Here is a 21,422-nt window from a genome sequence, read left to right on the forward strand (position 1 = left end):
CGGAGATCGGGGACTTCCCGGCGGGAAGCCGCACTGGGGACCTGCGGGCCGGGCGGCACTTGATCGTGTTCTGAAGGGCGTTTGACGCACACTTCTTGAACTTGTTCTCGATCTCGGTTGACGGCCACGCCCCAGCCCACCTTGGCGGGCTCATCGATCACCACGCGTGGTGGGGATGCCAAGGCCCACGGCCGCACGTCGCCCGTGGCCCCGATCGAATCGGCGGATCCTCGGCGCCAGCCAGGCTGACCTTCAGCCCTTCGACCTCGCCGAGCCAGCCTTCGCGCTCGGCCTCAGCGATGCGGGCGAGGAGGTTGGCCCGGATCTCTTCGACGCGGGCGCGCTGGACCGGGTCCGGCCTGAGAAACGGGCCGCAGGCTCTTACGCGACTCCCGTTGGGGCCAGTTGCTGGAGGGCGCCGTCGATCTCGAGGCGGATCAGCCGCTGGGCGTCGAGGGGGTGGTTGTCGAGCATTCCGGTGAGTTCGAGGCTCACGATCCCGTGGACTCGGGTCCAGATGAGGATGGCGGCACTGGCGACGCGGGGACTGATGTCCGGCCGTCCCTGTATACGGGCCCATGACCGTAGCTGCCCGTCCAGGGTTTGGTCGCCGTCGGCGCTCTCCGTCGGTGAGCTGCCCGCCGTGGCGACCAGCAGGTCGATGAGCAGCGCCATCGCGTGATCCAGCGGGGTCCGGGTGCCGGCCTCGCCGGGCAGGTCGGCGGTCCGCTCGCCGAACAGCATCCCGTAACGCCGTGGGTGTCGCAGCGCCCAGTCTCGGTATGCGGCGACCAGTAGCCGCACCCGCGTGTGTGGCGCCCGTCTGCCGCCGGCCACGGCCTGACTCATCGCCGCCAGCAGTTGCTCGTATGCCAGGGTTGTCAGGTGCGCCATCAGCGCGTCGCGCGACGGGAAATAGCGGTAGACCGCGGGCGCGGACATTCCCATGCTTCGTGCCAGCGCTGCGATCGAGAGCGCGTGTATGCCGTCCGCGTCGATGATCTCGAACGAGGCGTCCCTGATCTCCTGGAGCGTCTGTGTTCGCAGTCGTTCACGCCGATTCATCGCCTGCGGCTCGTTACTCATCATCGCAGTGTAACGACCGTGCGATTGCTGATGGATAGGCATGCTTGCAACGGAGAATAACGGAATTTACGCATGGTCACGCCCGCCGTGGCGGTACGCGCGCCGGGCGGTGGGCGCGGCGGTACAGACTGCCTTCCGGGGTCGCCAGGATCGGCGCCGCCAACGGCACGGAGGTCCTCGCCATGAGCTCTGGAGGGCCTTGTCTTCCATCGCGCTTGTCTTCCATCGCGCGCTCGGGCCGCTCCGTCGGGTCTGGTCGGGCGCCGAACGCGGCCACGGGCGCCTCGCTAGTTATTGGTTGACGCAGTTCGACGCACAGGTGCATAGTTACGGTCATTAACTGTGCGATGCATGATTGCGAACCCAGGAGCCGACTATGACAGGGACGAACCCAGCCGCCGAGGCGACGGTGACCACCACCGAGGTGGTCCTGCCGGGCAAGGTCGAAGCGTCGGGACTGCGGCTGGTCCAGCGGGTGCTGCCGCAGCCCGCAGCCGGTCAAGTCATGGTGCGCGTCGAGTCGACCGCCGTGTCGTTCGCCGAGAGCGCGATGCGCCGGGGCCGCTACTACGGCCAGCCCAAGTTCCCGTTCGTGCCCGGTTACGATCTCGTCGGCATCGTCGAATCCGCCGGGCCTGGCGTGGATCCCGCGCTGGTCGGCCGGCGGGTCGCCGCGCTGACCAAGACCGGCGCCTGGGCCACAGTTGTCCTGCTGGCGGCTGCCGAACTGGTCGAGGTGCCCGACGGAATCGCCGCCGACGAGGCCGAGACGCTGGTCGTCAACGGGATAACGGCCTACCAGATGCTGCATGGCCGGGCGAAGGTACGGGCTGGGCAGACGGTGCTCGTGCTGGGTGCCAGTGGCGGTGTGGGCAGCATCCTGGTGCAACTCGCCCGGCAGGCGGGCGCTCGGGTGATCGGCACGGCCAGTCCGCGGCATCACGAGGCGCTCAAGGCGCTGGGGGCGGAGCCGATCGACTATCGCGACCCCGACCTGGCGGCCAGAGTGCGGAAGCTGGCCCCCGGCGGCGTGGACGCTGTGTTCGACCACCTCGGCGGCGCGAGCGTCGACCTTTCGTACCGGCTGCTCAGCCACACAGGGACGCTCGTCTCGTACAGCATCGCGAGCAAACTTGACGACAAGAGTCCCGTGTTGCTCAGCTTCCTGGTGCTGCTGAGCAAGCTCGCGTTCTGGAACTACCTGCCCACTGGCAGGCACGCGAGCTTTTACGACATCTGGGCGGGCGCCGGCAAGCCTGGCTCGGCCAAGCGCGAGGCGTTCCTGGCCCGCACGCGTACCGATCTCTCGCACGTCTTCGGGCTGCTGCGCGACGGCAGGCTCACCGCCAAGATCGCCGCTCGTTTCCCGCTCACCGAGGTGGCCGCCGCCATGGAGCTGTCCGAGTCCGCCAACCGCACCGCACTCGGCAAGATCATCCTCGTTCCCTGAGCGTCAGCCGGTAGCGGCGAAGGCTGCTCCGGCGGTGGTCGGCGCCGGCGGTGTCGTGCTGGGCATCGTGGGAATCGCGGCCGCGCTGATCTGGCTGGCGACTTTCGGGATGATGCCGCCGGAAATCGCCGAACGTGTCGCCGTGTACGCCTTCATGCGGTGGCAGCTCGGTTTCGGCGGCTATCTTCTGCATGTCACCCCAGCCGCTGCTGCTCCGGCGATCCTCGGCGACCGGAGCAGATAGCGGCCGGTCCGAACCCTCGGGGGATCAGCGTCGATACCTGTGATCGAGTCTCACGCGTGGCCGACGGCACCCCATCGCCGCCGGTGCTGATAGCAGCCATGATCGACCCGGAACGACAAGAAGCCCCAGAATCCCGGCATGTGCCGTGATCTAGGGCTTAACTCAAGTCGAACCCGAACTGTTGTGGAGCCTGGTGGACGATACTGGGATTGAACCAGTGACCTCTTCCGTGTCAGGGAAGCGCTCTCCCGCTGAGCTAATCGTCCTTATCGAGTTACTTGAACTCCGAGCGGAAGACGGGATTCGAACCCGCGACCCTCACCTTGGCAAGGTGATGCTCTACCACTGAGCCACTTCCGCGTGGTGCCACACTTAACTTTAGCGGACCCGGGAGGGTCCGCTGTCCAGCGACCGAGGTGGAGACGGGATTTGAACCCGTGTAGACGGCTTTGCAGGCCGCTGCCTCGCCTCTCGGCCACTCCACCAGGAGATTGAACTCCGAGCGGAAGACGGGATTCGAACCCGCGACCCTCACCTTGGCAAGGTGATGCTCTACCACTGAGCCACTTCCGCGTGTTTCCGGCGACGTACCGGCCACGGGAAAACCATATCGCCTTCGGGGAGTGCCCGTGTGCGGTGAGCGGGTGTGGGGGCGAGATTCAGCGGGTCACGTGACGGGTGGGGTTTGGTGGGTGAGGTCTGGTGGGTTATGTGGTGGGTGGAGTTCGGCGAGTTGCATGGGCGGGTGAGGGGCGGTGGGCTACGCGGGCGGGTGGGGGTCGGTGGGTCACGTGGATGGGTGGGGTTCGGTGGGTCACACGGACGTCCTTGGCCATGACGAACATGACGCGGTGGCCGAACTGGATCTGGTGGTAGCGGTCCTTGCCCGTGACGGTGACGTGGTTGGCCGGGTTGAAGGAGTTCGTCGCGTGGTACGAGCCGGGCAGCGTGAGGCCGAGCGAGTAGTACTGGCCGGGGTGCATGACGTAGTCGAGCGGGGTTGAGGGCTGGTAGGCGACGGTGCTGCGGTAGGCGGATTTTTCGGGGTAGGCGCGGCCGTACACCCTGACGTGTTTCCCGCGGGGGGTGACGAGCGGGCCTCGCGCCGGGATGGCGGTGGGGGCGGCGGCGGGGTTGTAGAACCAGGCCTTGCCGCCCAGATACCAGATTGCCGTCCAGTCACCCTTCCGGGCCGCCACCGCGTATCGCTGGCCGGCCGAGGCGCGGGCGCTGTGGTCGTAGACGCTGTACGTGCTGGGCTTGCCGACGCGTTTGCCGATGTCGTCCACGAGGGGGGCGTCCTCGCGCGGTTCTGTTCGCAGAAAGACCGCTGAGGCGCCGTGCGGGGAACAGGACCCGGTGGTTTTGGCGGATTTGGTGGGCTTAGCGGACTTGACCGGCTCGGTGGGCTTGGTGGACTTGGCAGGTTCGGTGGGGTTGACAGACTTGGTGGTATTGGCGGGCTCTGCTGCCTCGTTGTCCTCGTTGTCCTCGGTGGTTCCGGTGGTTCCGGTGGTTCTGGTGGTTCCGGTGGTTCCAGTGGTTCGGCTGGTTCCGGTTGTTCCGGTGGGCTTGGCGGTGCAGCCGGTGAAATGCGGTTGGTTGGTTTCGTAGGTGGGGCGGATGATGATTGATGTGCCCTTCCTGGCCTTTTGGAGTGGGCTGCCCATCAGGTCGAAATAGTGTGCCCAGTCCCAGTACGGTCCCGGGTCCTCATGCATGGACGGGAGCGTTTCGGGGCTCGGGCCAGGGACGTTGTCGTGGCCGAGGATGTGGGCGCGGTCGAGGGGGATGTGGTGTTTGGCGGCCAGATATTTCACCAGTTTGGCTGACGAACGGTACATCGCCTCCGTGTACCAGGTGCCGCCGCTGGCCAGGTAGCCCTCGTGTTCGATGCCGATGGAGCGGGAGTTGATATCCCAGTTGCCCGCATGCCAGGCGATGTCCTTTGTACGTACGTGCTGGGCGACATGTCCGTCGCTGGAGCGGATCGTGTAGTGCCAGCTCACGTATTCCGGGTCGCTAACCATCGACGGGACGCCTTCGTAGGTGCCCTCGGTGTCGTGGATCACGATGTAGTCGATGCGTCTCGGCCCGTTCAGGGTGTCGTGGTTGCCGTAGTCGCCCTTGCCGGTGCGTTTGTAGGCGGCGGGCATCCACTCGCAGGCCAGTGAGGCAGGGCATTCGACGTTCGCCGTGTTCGGGGCTGGGAGTGCCGGATGGCTCGTGCCCGTTCCAGGTGCCGGCGGTTGGTCTCCTGGGGTCGCAGGTTGCGCTTGGTCGACGACAGGTTGTGCCACGTTGGGCTGGGGTTGTGCCACGTCGGTCGTGGCCGGGGCCGTGGCCGGGGCCGAGGTCAGGGCCGGGGCCGGGAGCGGGGCCGGGAGCGGGGCCGGGATTGGGAATGGGGGTGGGTAGTGGGCGTCGGTGATTTCGGATGACGCCGAGGAGCCTCCAGCGGTCTTCGGTGAGGTTGAGGGGTGTCCGCTCGCGACACGTGCTGCTGTCACATGGGTTGCGCTGGGGCCGAGCGTGGTTAGACCCGACAGAGCGCTGAGGCGGGCCGCTGGGCGAAGGGGGGCTGCTGGCGTGAGTCGGGTTGCTGGGCCGAGGCGGGCTGGTGGGCCGAGGCGGGCTGGTAGGTGGAGGTGAGCGGTTGGGTGGAGGTGAGTGGCTGGGTGGAGGTGAGTGGCTGGGTGGAGGTGAGTGGCGGGGCTGGGGCGGGTTGGTGGGTGGTGCTTGGCCGCTGGGTGGGGGTCGGTTACTGGGTGGAGGCGAGCAGTTGAGGTGAGGCGGCCGGGTGGGTGGAGATGGGTCGGTGGGCGGAGGGTGGGGATGGCTGCCAGTCGTACCGGCTGGCCGTCGTCTGTGCGGCGGGCGGCTCCGGCGCGGATCACCGCGAACACCTCGTCGGCGAAGGCGCGGGCCGCGTTCGGGTCGTGCGCGCCCGAGTAGCGGGCGACCGCGTCGTACCAGTCGGCGGGGTTCGCGCTGGGGCGTCGCTGGTAGGACGCGAGCAGGGCGGCACCGCCGCGGATGTTGGCGGCGGGATCGGCGCGCAGTCGCGCGGACGCCAGTCCGGTGAGGCGCTCCGCGAGCCACAGCGTCGCCTCCCGGGCGGACGGCCCGTCATGCACGCTTCCAGGAGCGCCCGGCGCCTCCACGAGGCGGGTACTTCCGGCTGCGCCCGGCGTGTCCACGAGGTGCATGGGGCCGTAGCCGCCGGCCACGCTAGGTGCTCCGCTGTTCGCGTTCCACCTGGACTCCAGGTACGACACACCCAGCAGCACGCTCTCCGGCACCCCGAACTCCCGCGCCGCCGCCGCGAAATCGCCCTGGCGGCTCGCGTCAGTCCGATGCCCCACGCCGCCCAGGTCCGGCAGGTCTGGCAGTACGGGCAGTCCGGGCATGGCGACGGTGGACGCGGTGAGACCGACGACGACCCACAGCAACATGAGGACCCCCACACGGCGGAACAGAATGCGACGGTGAAAACACCGAGCGTAACCATGTCGCCGAAAGAGATGGGTCAGGCGGGGCGGATGGCGCGGACGAGGTCTGCGAGGTCGGCGGCGAATTCCGCGTCAAGGTCGGCCGGCGCGTCGAGGTAGGGCATCAGTCGCTGATGCGCGGGGAAGTCGCCCCGGGCCCGGCGTGAGCGGACGTCGTGACCGGCCGCCGAGAAGCGCCCGTTCGCCTCGGACGTCGCGAAGCCGAGCACGAACGTGCTGACCATGCGCTCGATCCGCGGCACCTCCGCGTCGGGCACCCCCGCGTCGATCAGTGCCTGGTAGATCCAGTCCACCACCCGCACCGCGTCGGGCGTGACCGACGGCCGGGCGAACAGCAGCGGGAAGACGCTGGGATGCTCCCTGGCCAGCCTCCTGGTGGCCCAGGCGAACGCGCTCAGTCGCTGATCCCACGGATCTCCGGGCGGGCTCTCCGGAAGGGTTGTCAGCAGGCGGCCGACGAGCCCGTCCAGCAGTTCATCCTTGTTGCGGAAATATCCGTAAAGGGCCATGGGTGTCAGGCCGATGCGTTCGGCGACCGCTCGCATGGTCAGGGCGTCGAGTCCGCGTTCGTCGGCGATCGCGAGGGCGGCGTCGAGGATCTCCGGTTGCCGCTCGGTCTTGAGTTTCCGCACTGCCTCAGTCTACGGTGTAGAGCAGTCTACAAGGTAGACCGATGAGGAGCGGGAGACATGCTCAAGGTGACGGGACTGGTCAAGAGCTTCAATGGGGTGGCCGCGCTGGACGGCTTCTGCCTGGAAGTGGCGCCGGGAGAGATCGCAGGGCTGGTCGGGCACAACGGCGCCGGCAAGACGACCTTCTTCGAGATCGCCTCGGGGCTCATCGCTCCCGAGTCGGGAAATGTGGTGATCGACGGGCGGCTGGGCGTCGCGCCGCAGCAGCTCGCGCTCTACCCGAGCGTCACCGTCCGTGAGACTCTGCGTTTCTTCGGCGGCCTGGCCGGGCTGCGCCGCCAGGCGCTCAAGCGGGCCATCGACCGGATCGCCGAGGAGATGCTGCTGACGAACGAGCTCGACCGGCGGGTGAGCGTACTGTCCGGCGGCCAGCAGCGCCGCACCCAGGCCGCCACCGCGCTGGTCGCCGACCCCGCCGTCCTGCTGCTCGACGAGCCGACGGTCGGCGCCGACCCCGAGACGCGAGCCGCCCTGCTCGCGGCCGTCCGCCGCCGGGCCGAGTGCGGCGCCACGGTCGTGTACGCCACCCACTACCTGCCCGAACTGACCGAGTTGGCCGCCACGATCGCGGTCGCGAAGAGCGGCAGGGTGATCGCCAGAGGCACCGGCGAGGAGCTGCTCAAGGGCCTGCCGGGTGAGGTGCGGGTGATCCTCGACAACGACGAGGAGCTGGCCGTCACCACGGCCGACCCGACGGCCACGCTCGCCGAGCTGCTGCGCGGCCTCGACCGGCCGGTACGCGGCATCGACATCCGCCAGCCGTCGCTCGACGACCTCTACAAGGAGCTGGCCCATGTCGCGTGACTCGCTCCATCGCATCGCGGTGCTGGTCGGGCACAACGTGCTGCTGCGCAGGCGCGACCCCGCTCACCTGGTCAGCTACCTGGTGATGCCGATGGTGCTCATGCTGGTCTTCAAGTCCATGCTCGGCCAGCCCGCGCAGGTGGTGACCGGGCTGCTGGTGATGTTCTCGGTGCTGTCGATGGCCGATGTGGCCACCGCCGTGCTGACCGAGCGCGTCTGGCACACCTGGGATCGGATCAGGGCGACTCAGGCGCGCCTGCCTGAGCTGATCATCGGCAAGACCCTGCCGGTCTTCGCCATCCTGGCCGTCCAGCAGGTTGTCCTGCTGGTCTATGGGGTCCTCGCGGTGGGCATGCGGCCCGCAGGGCCGCTCTGGCCGCTCGGGCTGGCCGTCGCCGCGTGGTGCTTCGTCCTGCTCGGCGTGGGTACGGCGCTCGCCGCGGTGGTACGCAGCCATGGCGAGCTCAGCACGCTCTGCAACATCGGCGCCCTGTCGGTCAGCGCGCTGGGCGGGGCGCTGGTGCCGTACGCGCTGATGCCGTCATGGGCGCAGGCCATCGCGCCCGTCTCCCCGGGCTACTGGGCGACGACCATGCTGCAGGCCGCCGTGCGCGGCGACATGGCCGCCACGGTGGGCCCCGCGGCCGTCCTCATCGCCCTCGGTGCGGCGGCCGGAGCCTTCGCCTGCCGCCGTCTCGGTAAGGGATGGGGTCGGTCGACCGTGCTTTAGCTAATATCCTGCCCGATTTCGGGCAGAATATTAGCGTGTCGCATCCCAGCTGCGTAGTGTCCTCGTCTGTGTCCCTGGCACGGCATCCCTACGAAGACCTCGTCGCCCACCTCGTCAGGACCAGTGGTCTCGGTCCCGGTGAGGCGGCGCGCGTGGTGGCCGACGTGCTGTCGTACTTCTCCGAGCCGGTCGAGGAGTTCGTACGGCGGCGTCACGGGGAGCTGAAGTCTCGCGGTCTGACCAACGACGAGATCTTCCCCAGGGTCGCCGCGGAACTGCGCGGGCGCCGGGTGGCGCCGCCGGAGCTGTCGCTCCGGCAACTGCGCAGGATCGTGTACGGATAAAAGCGGACAAAAGCTAAGAAAAGCCCCAAGAGCAGAGGAGAGCGTCGTATGTGCGGAATCGTGGCCTATGTCGGGTCGAAGGATGCGGCGCCCATCCTGCTGGAGGGGCTGCAACGGCTGGAGTACCGAGGCTATGACTCGGCCGGCGTCGTCGTGTCCAACAAGGGGCTCAAGGTACGCAAGGTCAAAGGCCGGGTCGCCGACCTGGCGAAGGTCGTACCCCCCAGGTTCAAGGGCGCCCTCGGCATCGGTCACACGCGGTGGGCCACGCACGGCGTGCCCAGCGACGTCAACGCGCACCCGCACCTGTCGTCCGATGAGCGGATCGCGGTCGTGCACAACGGCATCATCGAGAACGCCGACGAACTGCGCGCCAAGCTGACCGCCGACGGGGCGGAGTTCGTCTCCGAGACCGACACCGAGGTCCTCGCGCACCTGATCGCCCGTACGGTCGAGGAGACCGACACGCTGGAGGAGGCCGTACGCAAGGCGCTCAAGAGCATCGTCGGCACGTACGGCATCGCGGTCGTCGACGGTGAGCGGCCCGGCGAGGTGGTCGTGGCCCGCAACGGCAGCCCGATCGTGCTCGGCATCGGCGAGAAGGAGATGTTCGCCGCCTCCGACGTGGCCGCGCTCGTCCGCTACACCCGCCAGGTCGTGCACCTGGAGGACGGCGAGCTGGCCGTGCTCAAGGCCGACGGGTTCCACACCTTCGCCAGCGACGCGCGCGAGACCGCCAAGGAGCCGCTGACCGTCGACTGGGACGCCGGGCACTACGACACCGGCGGCTACGAGCACTACCTGCTCAAGGAGATCTCCGAGCAGCCCGACACGGTCTCGCGCACCATGAGCGGCCGCCTCGACGAGCGCTTCCACATCGCCCACCTGGGCGGCCTGAACATGGACGCCCGCGAGACCCGCTCCTTCCGCCGGGTGAAGATCATCGGCTGTGGCTCCGCCTACTACTCGGGCCAGATCGGCGCGCAGCTCATCGAGGAGCTGGCCCGTATCCCGGCCGACGCCGAGCCGGCCAGCGAGTTCCGCTACCGCAACCCGGTCGTCGACCCCGACACGCTCTACGTCGCGATCAGCCAGTCGGGCGAGACCTACGACACGCTCGCGGCCGTACAGGAGCTCAAGCGCAAGGGCGGCCGGGTCATCGGCATCGTCAACGCGGTTGGCAGCGCCATCGCCCGCGAGGTCGACGGCGGCGTCTACCTGCACGCCGGGCCCGAGGTCTCGGTCGCCTCGACCAAGGCGTTCACCTCGACGTCGCTGGCGTTCGCGCTGCTCGCGCTGCACTTCGGCCGGGTGCACGACCTCTCGCCCGCCGACGGCCGCCGCGTCTGCGAGGGCCTGCGCAGGCTGCCCGGCCAGATCGAGGAGATCCTGGCGCAGGGCGACAAGATCGCCGAGCTGGCGAAGAAGTACGCGAACTATCCGAGCATGATGTTCGTCGGCCGGGTCCGCGGTTATCCGGTGGCCCGCGAAGGCGCGCAGAAGCTCAAGGAGATCTCGTACGTCCACGCCGAGGCCTATCCGGCCAGCGAGCTCAAGCACGGGCCGCTCGCGCTCATCGGCCCCGAGATGCCGACGGTGGCGATCGTCCCCGACGACGAACTGCTCGACAAGAACCTCACCACGCTCGGCGAGATCCGCGCCCGCGGCGGCAAGGTGCTCATGGTGGGCCACCGCGAACCCGACGCCAAGCTGGCCGATGACGTCATCGTGGTGCCGAAGAACGAGATCGAGCTGGACCCGATCCTGCTCACGATCCCGCTGCAGCTGCTGGCCTACCACGCCGCCGTGGCGCTCGAGCGCGATGTGGATAAGCCACGCAACTTGGCTAAGAGCGTCACAGTCGAGTAACTGCTTCGACACGGCGGCCACAATAGGCACATAGCCCGCGATAAGTGGACCGGCAGGACTTAAGATCGAAACTGTGCCCGAGTTTCATGGCCAACCGCCAAATCTCGCACGAATGTACGATTACATGCTCGGCGGCACAGACAACTACGCCGTCGACCGCGAGGCGATCGACCGGCTTGCGGCGCTGATCCCGCAAGCCGTCCTGCTGGCGCGTGCCAACCGGGCCTTCCTCCAGCGCGCGGTCCGCCACCTGGCGGGCGCGGGCGTCCGCCAGTTCCTCGATCTGGGCAGCGGGCTGCCGACCCAGGGCAACGTGCACGAGGTGGCGCCGGAGGCGAAAGTCGTCTACGTCGATCGCGACCCGGTCGTCGCCACCCACGCCAGGGCGTTGCTGGAGGGGGCGGGCCGGGCCGTCTTCGTCCAGGCCGATCTGCTCGACCCCGACGAGGTGCTGGCGCAGGCGTCCCGCTTCCTGGACATGAACGAGCCGGTGGGCGTGCTGCTGGTCTCGATCCTGCACTTCATCCCGGACGCCCGCGACCCGGGCAAGATGGTGACCAGGCTGCGCGAGGCGGTGGCGCCCGGCAGCTACCTGGTGCTCACCCACGCGACCTCGCGGGGACGGTTCGACGAGGGCGCCACGCCCCTCCACCGGCCCACGTCGGCAGGGGCCGGCACCGACCGGACGCCGAGGGAGATCCGGGCGTTCTTCGGGGACTTCGAGCTGGTCGAGCCGGGCCTGGTGCACGCCCCCGACTGGCGTCCCGATCGGCCCAGGCTGGTCAGCGAGCCCTCGCTGCCGTCGTACCTGCTCGTCGGTGTGGGCGAGAAAACTTCATAGTTCTTCCCGACTTTTCGTGATCCCTGATAATGACAACCCTGATGTGTAACAGTGCGTTAAGTGTCAGTGACCTGGGGTAGTTATGGGGTGCGAGGGGAGGACGCCATGCGCCGACGGGGGTTCTTCGCGCTCGGCCTGGCGGTGGCGGCCTGCGCGACAGGATGTGGCACGGAGGGGAGCCTCGGCGGACGCGCCGTCAACGCGGCCGGCCTCTCGGGCCGGTTCGCGATCGTCCCCGGCGCCGGACGCTGGGCCCGCGTCGCCAAGGCGCTCGTCAAAACCGCCCGCGACGCCGGTTTCCCGGTCTCCGGCACGCCGCCCGTCACCCGGATCACCGTCACCGGGTTGCCCGCGCTGGCCGCGACCGAGCTCAACAACGGGCTGTCGCTGCTCGACACCGCCACGCCGCTGGCCCGGCTCACCGGCCAGATCGAGGTGGTGGTGGTGCCCGCTCACTCCAAGTTCACCACCTTCGACCAGTTCGGCGCGCAGCTGGTGGCCCACCCCGACCGCACACCGCTGACGGGCGGACCGCAGGGCGAGCCCGACCACCTGCTGTTCGGGCTGATCGCCAAGGGCCTCGGCGCCGACACCCGGCAGGTCGACTACACCGGCTTTCCCGGCAGCGTGGAGGCCGCGGCCGCGCTTCTCGGTGGCAAGGCCGCCGCGGCGACCGGCACGCTCGCGGACTGGCGCCGTGCCATCGGCAAGGGCCAGGTCAGGGTGCTGGCCGTCTCCAGCGCGCGCCGGGTGGACGGCGTGGAGGCGCCGAGCCTGCTGGAGTGCGGCGTGCGGGTCGACTTCGCCGACTGGTGCGCGGCCGTGGGGCCCGAGGGGATGTCCGAGGACGGCAAGGCCGTCGCCATCCGGCTCTGCGACGAGGTCACGGAGTCCGCCTCCTGGCGGGCGGCCTGCCGGGCGGAGGGATGGACCTCGATCCCGCTCAGCGGCGACGACTTCGAACAATGGCTGGCCTCGGAGATCGGCAGGACCAGGGCCGTGCTCCGCGATCTGGGCATGCTCGACACCGCTGACACAACATGCTGGGGTAGTTGCGCCAAGGGCCACTAGATGTAGGATTCTGCTCGTCGCTGGTTCGCCCCTCGGGGCGGAGCAAAAGGGAACCCGGTGCGATTCCGGGGCTGCCCCGCAGCGGTGAGCGGGAACGACCGCCGTCACGAGCACTGGACCTTTCCGGGAAGCGACGGCCAGTAGGAACTATCGACCATGCCCGCGAGCCCGAAGACCTGCCGGTGACGTTGGGGGAGCCAGCCGGCTCTGCCCATCGAAGTGTCCATGGCCTCGAGGGAGGGCCGGGGGCGTCGGCGGCCGGGGAGTCCAGGGGCCGTCGTGCTCTCACGCGCCCTCACGGGGATGAGCTCGCGAGGAGAGAGCACGTGACGCAGATCATTGAGGCCGATCACCAGCCGGCCACGGTCGATCACCAGCCGGCCACGGTCGACCAGCAGCCGGCCACCGTCGGCCGGCAGTCGGCGACGGTCGATCGGCAGTCGGCCACCGCCAAAAGCGCCGATCGGCGGCTGGCGATCGAGGAGGCCGCCGCCCGGGTGATCACCGATCCGGCCAACTCCCGGATCGCCGCCCGGCTCCTGGCCGAGGAGATCGCCGACGAGGCGGCCGGGCACGGCGTGCGGACCTTTTCCGAGTCCATCGCCGCCAGCCACGCCGCCGGGCTGATCCAGGACTCGCTCGCCGCCTTCGTCGGCGCGCACGCCGCCGAGCTCGACGCGCTCGTCTCCGGCGACGCGGACGACCGCTTCGAGTACTTCGGGTTGCGTACGGTCTACGACCGCTACCTGCTGCGGCACCCGCGGTCGCGGACCGTGCTCGAACGGCCGCAGCACTTCCTGCTCCGCGTGGCCTGCGGGCTGTCGGAGACGGTCGCCGAGGCCGCCGAGCTGTACGGCCTCATGTCCACACTGTCGTACCTGCCGAGCTCACCGACGCTGTTCAACTCCGGTTCGCGCCGGCCGCAGCTGTCGTCGTGCTTCCTGCTCGACTCGCCGCGCGACGAGCTGGAGTCGATCTACGACCGCTACGGGCAGGTGGCCAGGCTGTCGAAGTACGCCGGGGGCATCGGCATCGCGTGGACCCGGGTGCGCTCGCGTGGATCCCTCATCAAGGGCACCAACGGGCACTCCAACGGCATCGTGCCCTGGCTGCGTACGCTCGACTCCTCCGTCGCCGCCGTCAACCAGGGCGGTCGCCGCAAGGGCGCGGCCTGTGTCTACCTGGAGACCTGGCACGCCGATATCGAGGAGTTCCTGGAGCTGCGCGACAACACGGGCGAGGACGCCCGGCGTACGCACAACCTCAACCTGGCCAACTGGGTGCCGGACGAGTTCATGCGGCGGGTGGAGGCCGACGAGGTCTGGTCGCTGTTCGACCCCAAGGAGGTCCCCGACCTCACCGACCTGTACGGCGAGGCGTTCACCCGCGCCTACCGCGCCTACGAGGCCGACGGCCGCTACACCCGGCAACTGCCCGCCCGGACCCTCTACGGCCGGATGATGCGCACCCTCGCCCAGACCGGCAACGGCTGGATGACGTTCAAGGACGCCGCCAACCGCACCTCCAACCAGACGGCCCGGCCCGAGAACGTCATCCACCTGTCCAACCTGTGCACCGAGATCCTCGAGGTCACCAGCGACGGCGAGACGGCGGTATGCAACCTCGGCTCGATCAACCTCGCCGCCCACCTGACCGGCGAAGGCGTCGACTGGGCCCGGCTGCGCACGACCGTCCGTACGGCCGTACGTTTCCTGGACCGGACCATCGACCTGGGCTTCTACCCGACCACTGAGGCCGAGGCGGCCAACAAGCGCTGGCGGCCGATCGGGCTCGGCGTGATGGGCCTGGCCGACGTCTTCTTCGCGCTCCGGCTGCCGTTCGACTCGCCCGAGGCGCTGGGGCTGTCGACCCGCGTCGCCGAGGAGATCGCCCTGGCCGCCTACGACACCTCCGCCGACCTGGCCGTCGAGCGCGGCCGGCATCCGTCGTACGAGGAGACCAGGGCGGCGGGCGGCGTCCTGCACCCCGACCACTACGGCGCCGCCGCGTCGCCGCGCTGGGCCGAGCTGCGCGCGAAGATCGCCACGACCGGGCTGCGCAACTCGCTGATGGTCGCCATCGCCCCGACCGCGACCATCGCCTCCATCGCCGGGTGCTACGAGTGCATCGAGCCACAGGTGTCCAACGTGTTCAAGCGCGAGACGCTGTCGGGGGAGTTCCTCCAGGTCAACCGCTACCTGGTGGCCGACCTGCAGGCTCGCAGGCTGTGGACGCAGCGGATGCGCGACGACCTCAAGCGGGCGGACGGCTCGGTCCAGGAGATCGCGGGCATCCCCGACGACCTCAAGACCTTGTACCGGACGGCCTGGGAGCTGCCGCAGAAGGCGCTCATCGACCTGGCCGCGGCACGTCAGCCGTACATCGACCAGTCGCAGTCGCTCAACCTGTTCATGGCCAGCCCGACGATCGGCAAGCTGTCGTCGATGTACGCCTATGCCTGGAAGCAGGGCCTGAAGACCACCTACTACCTGCGCTCGCGCCCGGCCACCCGGATCGCCCAGACGACGATCGCCCAGACCACGACCGCGCAGACGACGATCGCGCTCGACGCCGTCGCCTGCTCCCTGGAGAACCCGGAAACCTGCGAAGCCTGCCAGTAGCAGCCCCCTCGAACGGAGACCCCCAATGCTGCTCGACCCCGGCATGGACCTGACCCTGCGTCCCATGCGTTACCCGGACTTCTACGAGCGCTATCGCGCCGCGATCCGCAACACCTGGACCGTCGAGGAGGTGGACCTGCACTCCGACCTCGCCGACCTGGCCAGGATGACGCCGCAGGAACGCCACCTGATCAACCGGCTGGTCGCCTTCTTCGCCACCGGCGACTCCATCGTGGCCAACAACCTCGTGCTCAACCTCTATCAGCACGTCAACGCCCCCGAAGCGCGCCTGTACCTCAGCAGGCAGCTGTTCGAGGAGGCCGTGCACGTGCAGTTCTACCTGACGCTGCTCGACACGTACCTGCCTGACCTGGAGGAACGGGTCAAGGCGTTCGCCGCCGTCGAGCACATCCCGTCCATCAGGGACAAGGCGGACTTCTGCTTCCGGTGGATCGACTCGATCAACGGCCTGCGGCAGCTGGAGAACGCGGACGAGCGGCGGCAGTTCCTGCTCAACCTGATCTGCTTCGCCGCCTGCATCGAAGGGCTCTTCTTCTACGGAGCGTTCGCCTACGTATACTGGTTCCGGTCTCGGGGCCTGCTCGGCGGGCTGGCCACCGGCACCAACTGGGTGTTCCGTGATGAGTCCATGCACATGGAGTTCGCCTTCAGCGTCGTCGACACCGTGCGGGCCGAGGAGCCCGAGCTGTTCGACGACAAGCTGGGGGAGCAGGTCACCCGCATGATCGAGGAGGCCGTCGCCGCCGAGTTGGCCTTCGCCCGCGATCTGTGCGGCGACGGCATGCCCGGCATGAGCGTCGAGCAGATGCGCGACTACCTTCAATATGTCGCCGACCAGCGGCTGGCTCGGCTCGGGATGCCGCAGAGATACGGCACGGCCAATCCGTTCGGGTTCATGGAGCTGCAGGACGTCCAGGAGCTGGCCAACTTCTTCGAACGGCGTGTCTCCGCATACCAAGTGGCTGTTGAGGGCAATGTGACATTTGACGAGACCTTTTAAGACATAGGGGGCATGAACGTGCAGTCGCCGACCGACTGGCTCATTCTCGCCATCTCGGTGGCGGGCGCCATTCTCGTGGTGGAGGTGGTCAGGAGGCTGCTGGTCAGGGCGGGCCGCAAATGGGCGCTCGCCCGGCACCTGGTGGAGCACTGCACCTGGGCGGCGTACTCGGTGGGGGTCGTGGTGGCCACCAACCTGGTGTTCTCGCCGGGGATGATCGGCGAGAGCGTCCGCCAACGCGAGCTCGGCGGCACGATCGACCGCGTGCTCGGCCTGGTCACCATCGCCTGCGTCACCTGGCTGATCGTGCAGGCCAGTTATGCCCTCACCGACGTCGTCCTGGACCGGCTGGTCCTCGTCAAGGGGGAGCGCAATCGCCGGGCACGGCGGATCATGACCCAGATCGGGCTGGTCCGCCGCGTCGCCGCCGTGACCATCGTCGTCCTGGCGATCGGCACCATGCTCTTCTCCTTCCCGCAGGTCCGCGCCCTGGGCGCCGGGCTGCTCGCCTCGGCGGGCATCGCCGGCGCCATCGTCGGTATCGCCGCCCAGCCCACCATCGGCAACATGCTGGCCGGGCTCCAGCTCGCCTTCAGCGACGCGCTCCGCCTCGACGACGTGGTCGTGGTCAACGACGAGTGGGGCCGGATCGAGGAGCTCACGCTCACCTACGTGGTGGTACGCCTGTGGGACGAGCGGCGTCTGGTCCTGCCCGTGTCCTACTTCACCCAGAACCCGTTCGAGAACTGGACCAGGCACGGCAGCCAGGTCCTCGCCGTGGTGTTCCTGCGCGTCGACTGGTCGATACCGATCGGCAAGCTGCGCGAAGAGCTCTACCGGTTCATCCAGGAGAGCCCCCTGTGGGATCAGAAGGACTGGACGCTCCAGGTCACCGACGTGCTGCCGAACGGGCTGGTCGAGCTGCGGGCGCTGATGAGCGCAGCCGACTCGCCCTCCGCCTGGGACCTCAAGTGCGACGTACGCGAACATCTCGTGACCTACATCAGGGAGAACTTCCCCGAGTCCCTGCCCCGCTTCCGCATCGAGACCCCGGAGACCCGCGCGGGGGTGCCGTGGACCAGCTCCCTGCCGGGCTGAGGCTCAGCGCCGGTTGGCCAGCAGCACTCCGGCGCCGCCGACCAGCAGGCCCGCGACGGCCAGCGGGTGCAGCGACTGCCCGACGAGGAGCCACGCCATCACCGCGGTGACCGACGGGGTGAGGAAGAACATCGTGCTCACCCGGCTCGCGGGCGCGTTCTTCAGCATCGTGTTGAGCAGCAGGAACGCGCCGATCGAGTTGACCAGCACCAGCCAGCCCACGGCGCCGGAGAAGGCGCCCCAGTCCGTCACCCGCGGCGTCTCGAACGCCAGCGAGGCCAGCCCCACCAGCGGCGCGCCGACCAGGAACTGCGTCGCGGTGCCCGTCCGCACGTCCATGTCCGCGGCGAACCGCTTCTGGTAGATCGTGCCCAGGCTCAACCCCAGCAGCCCGACCACGCAGAACGCCACCCCGGCCAGCGAGAAGCTCAACCGGTCCGCCACCGCCAGCCCCACCCCGGCCGCGCCGAGCCCGAAGCCCACCCACTGGCGCGGGCTCACCCGCTCGCCCAGCAGTCGCCCTGCCACGAGCGCGATCACCACCGGGTTGAGACCCTGGACCAACGCCACGACCGCGGCGGGCACGTGCAGGCCGATCGCGGAGTAGAACGCGCCGAACTGCACCGCCTGGACTAGGACCCCGGACACCACCACGTGCGCCAGCCGCCGGCCGCGCGGCCACGGCGCCCGCACGACCAGCGCGAACGCGCCGAGCAACAGCCCCGCCAGCGCGAACCTGGCGAACGTCAGCAGCAGCGGCGGCGCCGACCCGACGCCGATCACCCCCGCGATGAAGGCACTGCTCCACATCACCACGAACAGGGACGGCATGAGGGCCGGCGCCTTGCTCCTGGTCTCCATAACGCTGACCGCCACGGCACACCCTCCATAACCCCTTAATCCGGTTATGTCACTGTTCCGTGCTCTCGCATAACCTGTCAACATGGTTACTATGGAGGTGTGACGAGCTTCACCTTCATCAGCGGCAATCTGGGGCTCGACCTGGCGGGCACCCTGCAACACCGCCGGGCGGACCGGCGTGACCTGCTGCGCGAGCCGGCGGACCTGGCGCGGTGGACGGTCGAGGCGGGCATTCTCGACGTGCCGCCAGTGGTCGGCGCCGCCGATCTCGCGGCGGGGAAGACGCTGCGGGAGGCCATCTACCGGCTGGCGCTCTATCGGCTGGCGGCGGGGGACGCCATGGACCGGCTCGGCGGGGCCGTTGACCGGCCCGCTGTCGATGGGGCCGGGGTGGCGGCGGATGATCGGCTGCTGGTCAACCGGGTCGCCACCGGGCCGCAGGCGTCCGTGCTGCTGAACGACGCCGGGCGGGTCGAGCGCTCGGGGGATCTCGACGCCGCCCTCTCCACGGTCGCCAGGGAGGCGGTCCAGCTGCTCGGGGGGCCGCGGGCCGTACAGATCAAGGAATGCGGGGGAGAGGTGTGCACCCGCCTGTATGTCGACACCTCGCGCGGGTCGTCGCGGCGCTGGTGCGACATGCACGAGTGCGGCAACCGCGCCAAGGCGGCGGGCTTCCGCGCCCGGCAGCGGGCGTGACCTGTACGGCCGGTCAGCCGTAGGCTCCCGTTTCGGGGATCCTGTCTACGGTGAACCATTTGAGGCTCGACGGAGAGTCACTCACGTCACCTCTCGTTCCTGTGGGAAAGGCGGTCACGTGACGCAGCTTGTCGTCGAAGGCCATGACGCATCGGTGACCCTCGATCCGGGGCGTTCGTACCGGTTAGGCCGTGATCCGGGGTCGGATGTGGTCATCGACGCCGATCACGTCTCGCGTACGCATGCCATGCTGCGCTTCGAGGGCGGTCAGTGGATCCTGGAGGACTCGGGCAGCAGCAACGGCACGTACGTGAGCGGCCACCGCGTCCAGCGGGTCATCGTCGGTCCGGGAACCAGGATCGGCCTCGGGCACCCGTCGGAGGGCGGGCTCGTCAGCTTCCGTACCGTCTCCGAAGACGGAGGCGGCGCACCCGAGATCCAGCCGACACCTACGGTCCGCTTCCCGCACAGCGGGCAGTGGCGGGCGCCGGCCGCCGTCAGGAGTCTCGACGGCGCGCGGGTCGTACGCATCGGCCGGGCTCCCGAGAACGATGTGGTGGTCAGCGATCTGCGGGTATCGCGCCAGCACGCCGAGCTCCGGATCGCCGGCGGCGTCCACGAGATCGTCGACGTGGGGAGCCGCTTCGGAACGTACGTCAACGGCCGGCTCGTTCAGCGGGCCCGCGTCTCCCCGGACGATCTCATCGGCATCGGGACGTCGACGTTCCAGCTCGTGGGCGACACCCTCATGGAGTACGCCGACACCGGCGAGGTCTGCCTCCAGGCGCACGGACTCACGGTCACCGTCGGGGGCGGCAAGGTGCTCCTGGACCATGTGTCGTTCCCGGTCGGCGAGAAGTGCCTGCTGGCGATCATCGGCCCCAGCGGCTCGGGCAAGTCCACCCTGCTGCGCGCGCTCACCGGGCTGCGCCCCGCCGACCAGGGCATGGTCACCTACGACGGGCGCGATCTCTACCGCGACTACGCCGAGCTGCGTTCACGGATCGGTCTCGTGCCGCAGGACGACATCCTGCACAGCCAGCTCACCGTGCGCCGCGCCCTCATTTACGCCGCGGAATTACGCTTCCCCGACGACACCAGGCAGCACGAGCGGAAGGCGCGCGTCGACGAGGTCCTCCAGCAGCTCGGGCTCGAAAATCGGAAGAACAACCGCATCTCCTCGCTGTCCGGCGGCCAGCGCAAGCGGGTCAGCGTCGCACTGGAGTTGCTGACCAAGCCGTCTTTGCTGTTCCTCGACGAGCCGACCTCCGGTCTGGACCCGGGGCTGGACAAATCGGTGATGCAGATGCTGCGGGGTCTGGCCGACGACGGCCGCACTGTCGCCGTCGTCACCCACAGCGTCGCCAATCTGGATATCTGTGACCGGCTTCTGGTGATGGCGCCGGGCGGGAAGATCGCCTACTTCGGTCCGCCCGAGGAGGCGCTGCCGTTCCTCGGCTTCACCGACTGGGCGGACGTCTTCCTGGCCTTCGACGACGCGACCAAGGACTGGGCCGGCGAGTACGCGCGGTCGTCGGCGCATCAGACGTACATCGCGGCCGACATGATCGAGCCGGTTTCGACGGGACGTCCCGTACAGCGAGAGATCCCGCCGAAACCGCAGAGCTGGCCCGAGCAGCTGAGTACGCTGGTGCGCCGCTACTGCCGGGGCATCGTGGCGGACCGGCTGTTCCTCGGCATCACCATCGCCCTGCCGATCGTGATGGGCCTGCTGGCCCGCGTCGTCCCGACCGGTGACCTGATGGGCCGGCCGAACAGCAACGGCAACGCGGCGAACCTGCTGTTGATCCTGTGCATCGGCGGCTGTCTCACCGGCGCCGCGAACTCGGTGCGCGAACTGGTCAAGGAACGCGCCATCTATCAACGAGAACGGGCGGTCGGGCTGTCCAGATCGGCCTACCTCTGCTCCAAGCTGCTCGTGCTCGGCCTGATCACTGTGGCACAGGGCGTCGTGTTGACCTATGTGGCGATGCTGAATGTCGCGACGTACGACAAGGGAGTGTTCACCGCGCCGATGATCGAGCTCTCGCTCGCCGTCGCGCTGTTGTCGTTCACCGCGATGACCGTGGGCCTGCTCATCTCCGCGCTGGCCAAGACCAGCGAGATGACCATGCCGCTGCTCGTGCTCGTCACCCTCATTCAGCTGGTCTTCTGCGGGGCGCTGGTGCACCTGGACGGCAAGCCGGTGATGGAGCAGATCTCCTGGCTCGTACCGGCCCGCTGGGCGCTGGCCGCGCTGGCGGGCACGCTCGACGTAGGGCAGCTCATCCCGCACGTCCAGGATCCGCCGGACCCCCTGTGGAGCCAGGACTTCGGCACCTGGTTCCTGGACATGAGCGTCCTGGCCATCCTCGCGGTCGTCTGCGCCTTCCTGGTCGCCCGTATGCTGCGCCGCCATGAGCCGGCGGTGATGCGCGGCAAGTGATCCATCGCCGACCGTCGCACGTTTTGAGCGTGACCG

17 protein-coding genes, 4 tRNA genes and 1 riboswitch are annotated in these 21,422 nt (G+C 68.8%); of the genes, 13 read left to right on the plus strand and 8 right to left on the minus strand.

Going from position 1 to position 21,422, the window contains the following annotated elements; genetic code table 11:
* Positions 1-381: 381 nt before the first annotated feature.
* The gene (locus ACIBO2_RS58530) at positions 382-1,065 is read right to left on the minus strand and encodes a TetR/AcrR family transcriptional regulator (RefSeq protein WP_397305335.1); all 684 of its coding nucleotides are present in this window, start codon (positions 1,063-1,065) and stop codon (positions 382-384) included.
* 397 nt (positions 1,066-1,462) lie between these two features.
* On the opposite strand from ACIBO2_RS58530, the gene ACIBO2_RS58535 reads away from it, so the two are divergent.
* Positions 1,463-2,536 (plus strand): medium chain dehydrogenase/reductase family protein, encoded by a 1,074-nt coding sequence (locus ACIBO2_RS58535; protein ID WP_397305336.1) that lies wholly within the window; start codon positions 1,463-1,465, stop codon positions 2,534-2,536.
* A 55-nt stretch (positions 2,537-2,591) separates the two neighbouring features.
* Complete coding sequence (locus tag ACIBO2_RS58540; RefSeq protein WP_358558019.1) at positions 2,592-2,780, plus strand: hypothetical protein; 189 nt, start codon at positions 2,592-2,594, stop codon at positions 2,778-2,780.
* A gap of 191 nt (positions 2,781-2,971) precedes the next feature.
* Here ACIBO2_RS58540 and ACIBO2_RS58545 read toward each other — a convergent pair.
* From ACIBO2_RS58545 to ACIBO2_RS58570, 6 genes are all read right to left on the minus strand, one after another.
* A tRNA-Val gene (locus ACIBO2_RS58545) sits at positions 2,972-3,046 on the minus strand.
* A 22-nt stretch (positions 3,047-3,068) separates the two neighbouring features.
* Positions 3,069-3,140 (minus strand) — tRNA-Gly (locus ACIBO2_RS58550).
* 54 nt (positions 3,141-3,194) lie between these two features.
* Positions 3,195-3,265: transfer RNA gene (locus ACIBO2_RS58555), tRNA-Cys, on the minus strand.
* 16 nt (positions 3,266-3,281) lie between these two features.
* A tRNA-Gly gene (locus ACIBO2_RS58560) sits at positions 3,282-3,353 on the minus strand.
* A 134-nt stretch (positions 3,354-3,487) separates the two neighbouring features.
* Entirely contained in the window at positions 3,488-6,235 is a 2,748-nt protein-coding gene (locus tag ACIBO2_RS58565) for an N-acetylmuramoyl-L-alanine amidase (RefSeq protein ID WP_397305337.1), read from the minus strand.
* 74 nt (positions 6,236-6,309) lie between these two features.
* Positions 6,310-6,924 carry a TetR/AcrR family transcriptional regulator gene (locus ACIBO2_RS58570; RefSeq protein ID WP_358558024.1) on the minus strand — a complete coding sequence of 205 codons (615 nt, stop codon included), beginning with the start codon at positions 6,922-6,924 and terminating at the stop codon, positions 6,310-6,312.
* A 57-nt stretch (positions 6,925-6,981) separates the two neighbouring features.
* Here ACIBO2_RS58570 and ACIBO2_RS58575 point away from each other — a divergent pair, with 57 nt between their 5' ends.
* From ACIBO2_RS58575 to ACIBO2_RS58615, 9 genes are all read left to right on the plus strand, one after another.
* On the plus strand, positions 6,982-7,788 hold the full coding sequence (locus ACIBO2_RS58575; protein WP_397305338.1) for an ABC transporter ATP-binding protein: 807 nt from the start codon (positions 6,982-6,984) through the stop codon (positions 7,786-7,788).
* Positions 7,778-8,518: an ABC transporter permease gene (locus tag ACIBO2_RS58580; protein ID WP_397305339.1), complete on the plus strand. Its 741-nt coding sequence runs from the start codon at positions 7,778-7,780 to the stop codon at positions 8,516-8,518. The genes ACIBO2_RS58575 and ACIBO2_RS58580 overlap by 11 nt, the downstream gene beginning before the upstream one ends.
* A gap of 68 nt (positions 8,519-8,586) precedes the next feature.
* Positions 8,587-8,862 (plus strand): hypothetical protein, encoded by a 276-nt coding sequence (locus tag ACIBO2_RS58585; RefSeq protein WP_225289808.1) that lies wholly within the window; start codon positions 8,587-8,589, stop codon positions 8,860-8,862.
* Positions 8,863-8,910: 48 nt separating this feature from the next.
* Positions 8,911-10,731: a glutamine--fructose-6-phosphate transaminase (isomerizing) gene (gene glmS, locus ACIBO2_RS58590; protein WP_357643043.1), complete on the plus strand. Its 1,821-nt coding sequence runs from the start codon at positions 8,911-8,913 to the stop codon at positions 10,729-10,731.
* 73 nt (positions 10,732-10,804) lie between these two features.
* Positions 10,805-11,572, plus strand: coding sequence for an SAM-dependent methyltransferase (locus ACIBO2_RS58595; RefSeq protein ID WP_358558033.1), 768 nt, complete (start codon positions 10,805-10,807; stop codon positions 11,570-11,572).
* A gap of 105 nt (positions 11,573-11,677) precedes the next feature.
* On the plus strand, positions 11,678-12,643 hold the full coding sequence (locus ACIBO2_RS58600; protein ID WP_358558036.1) for a tripartite tricarboxylate transporter substrate-binding protein: 966 nt from the start codon (positions 11,678-11,680) through the stop codon (positions 12,641-12,643).
* Between the two features lie 4 nt (positions 12,644-12,647).
* Positions 12,648-12,842, plus strand: a riboswitch (cobalamin riboswitch).
* 127 nt (positions 12,843-12,969) lie between these two features.
* Positions 12,970-15,264 carry a ribonucleoside-diphosphate reductase subunit alpha gene (locus ACIBO2_RS58605; RefSeq protein ID WP_397305340.1) on the plus strand — a complete coding sequence of 765 codons (2,295 nt, stop codon included), beginning with the start codon at positions 12,970-12,972 and terminating at the stop codon, positions 15,262-15,264.
* Positions 15,265-15,289: 25 nt separating this feature from the next.
* Positions 15,290-16,285: a ribonucleotide-diphosphate reductase subunit beta gene (locus ACIBO2_RS58610; protein ID WP_358558042.1), complete on the plus strand. Its 996-nt coding sequence runs from the start codon at positions 15,290-15,292 to the stop codon at positions 16,283-16,285.
* A 12-nt stretch (positions 16,286-16,297) separates the two neighbouring features.
* The gene (locus ACIBO2_RS58615; protein WP_358558045.1) at positions 16,298-17,383 is read left to right on the plus strand and encodes a mechanosensitive ion channel domain-containing protein; all 1,086 of its coding nucleotides are present in this window, start codon (positions 16,298-16,300) and stop codon (positions 17,381-17,383) included.
* A gap of 3 nt (positions 17,384-17,386) precedes the next feature.
* Here ACIBO2_RS58615 and ACIBO2_RS58620 read toward each other — a convergent pair whose 3' ends face one another.
* Positions 17,387-18,259, minus strand: a complete 873-nt coding sequence (locus ACIBO2_RS58620) for a DMT family transporter (protein WP_397305341.1) — start codon at positions 18,257-18,259, stop codon at positions 17,387-17,389.
* A gap of 84 nt (positions 18,260-18,343) precedes the next feature.
* On the opposite strand from ACIBO2_RS58620, the gene ACIBO2_RS58625 reads away from it, so the two are divergent.
* On the plus strand, positions 18,344-18,940 hold the full coding sequence (locus ACIBO2_RS58625; protein ID WP_397305342.1) for a CGNR zinc finger domain-containing protein: 597 nt from the start codon (positions 18,344-18,346) through the stop codon (positions 18,938-18,940).
* A gap of 118 nt (positions 18,941-19,058) precedes the next feature.
* Positions 19,059-21,386: an FHA domain-containing protein gene (locus ACIBO2_RS58630; RefSeq protein ID WP_358558054.1), complete on the plus strand. Its 2,328-nt coding sequence runs from the start codon at positions 19,059-19,061 to the stop codon at positions 21,384-21,386.
* Positions 21,387-21,422: the final 36 nt, after the last annotated feature.

Origin of the sequence: Nonomuraea sp. NPDC050022 (genome assembly GCF_044460705.1) — a bacterium.
GTDB lineage: Bacteria > Actinomycetota > Actinomycetes > Streptosporangiales > Streptosporangiaceae > Nonomuraea.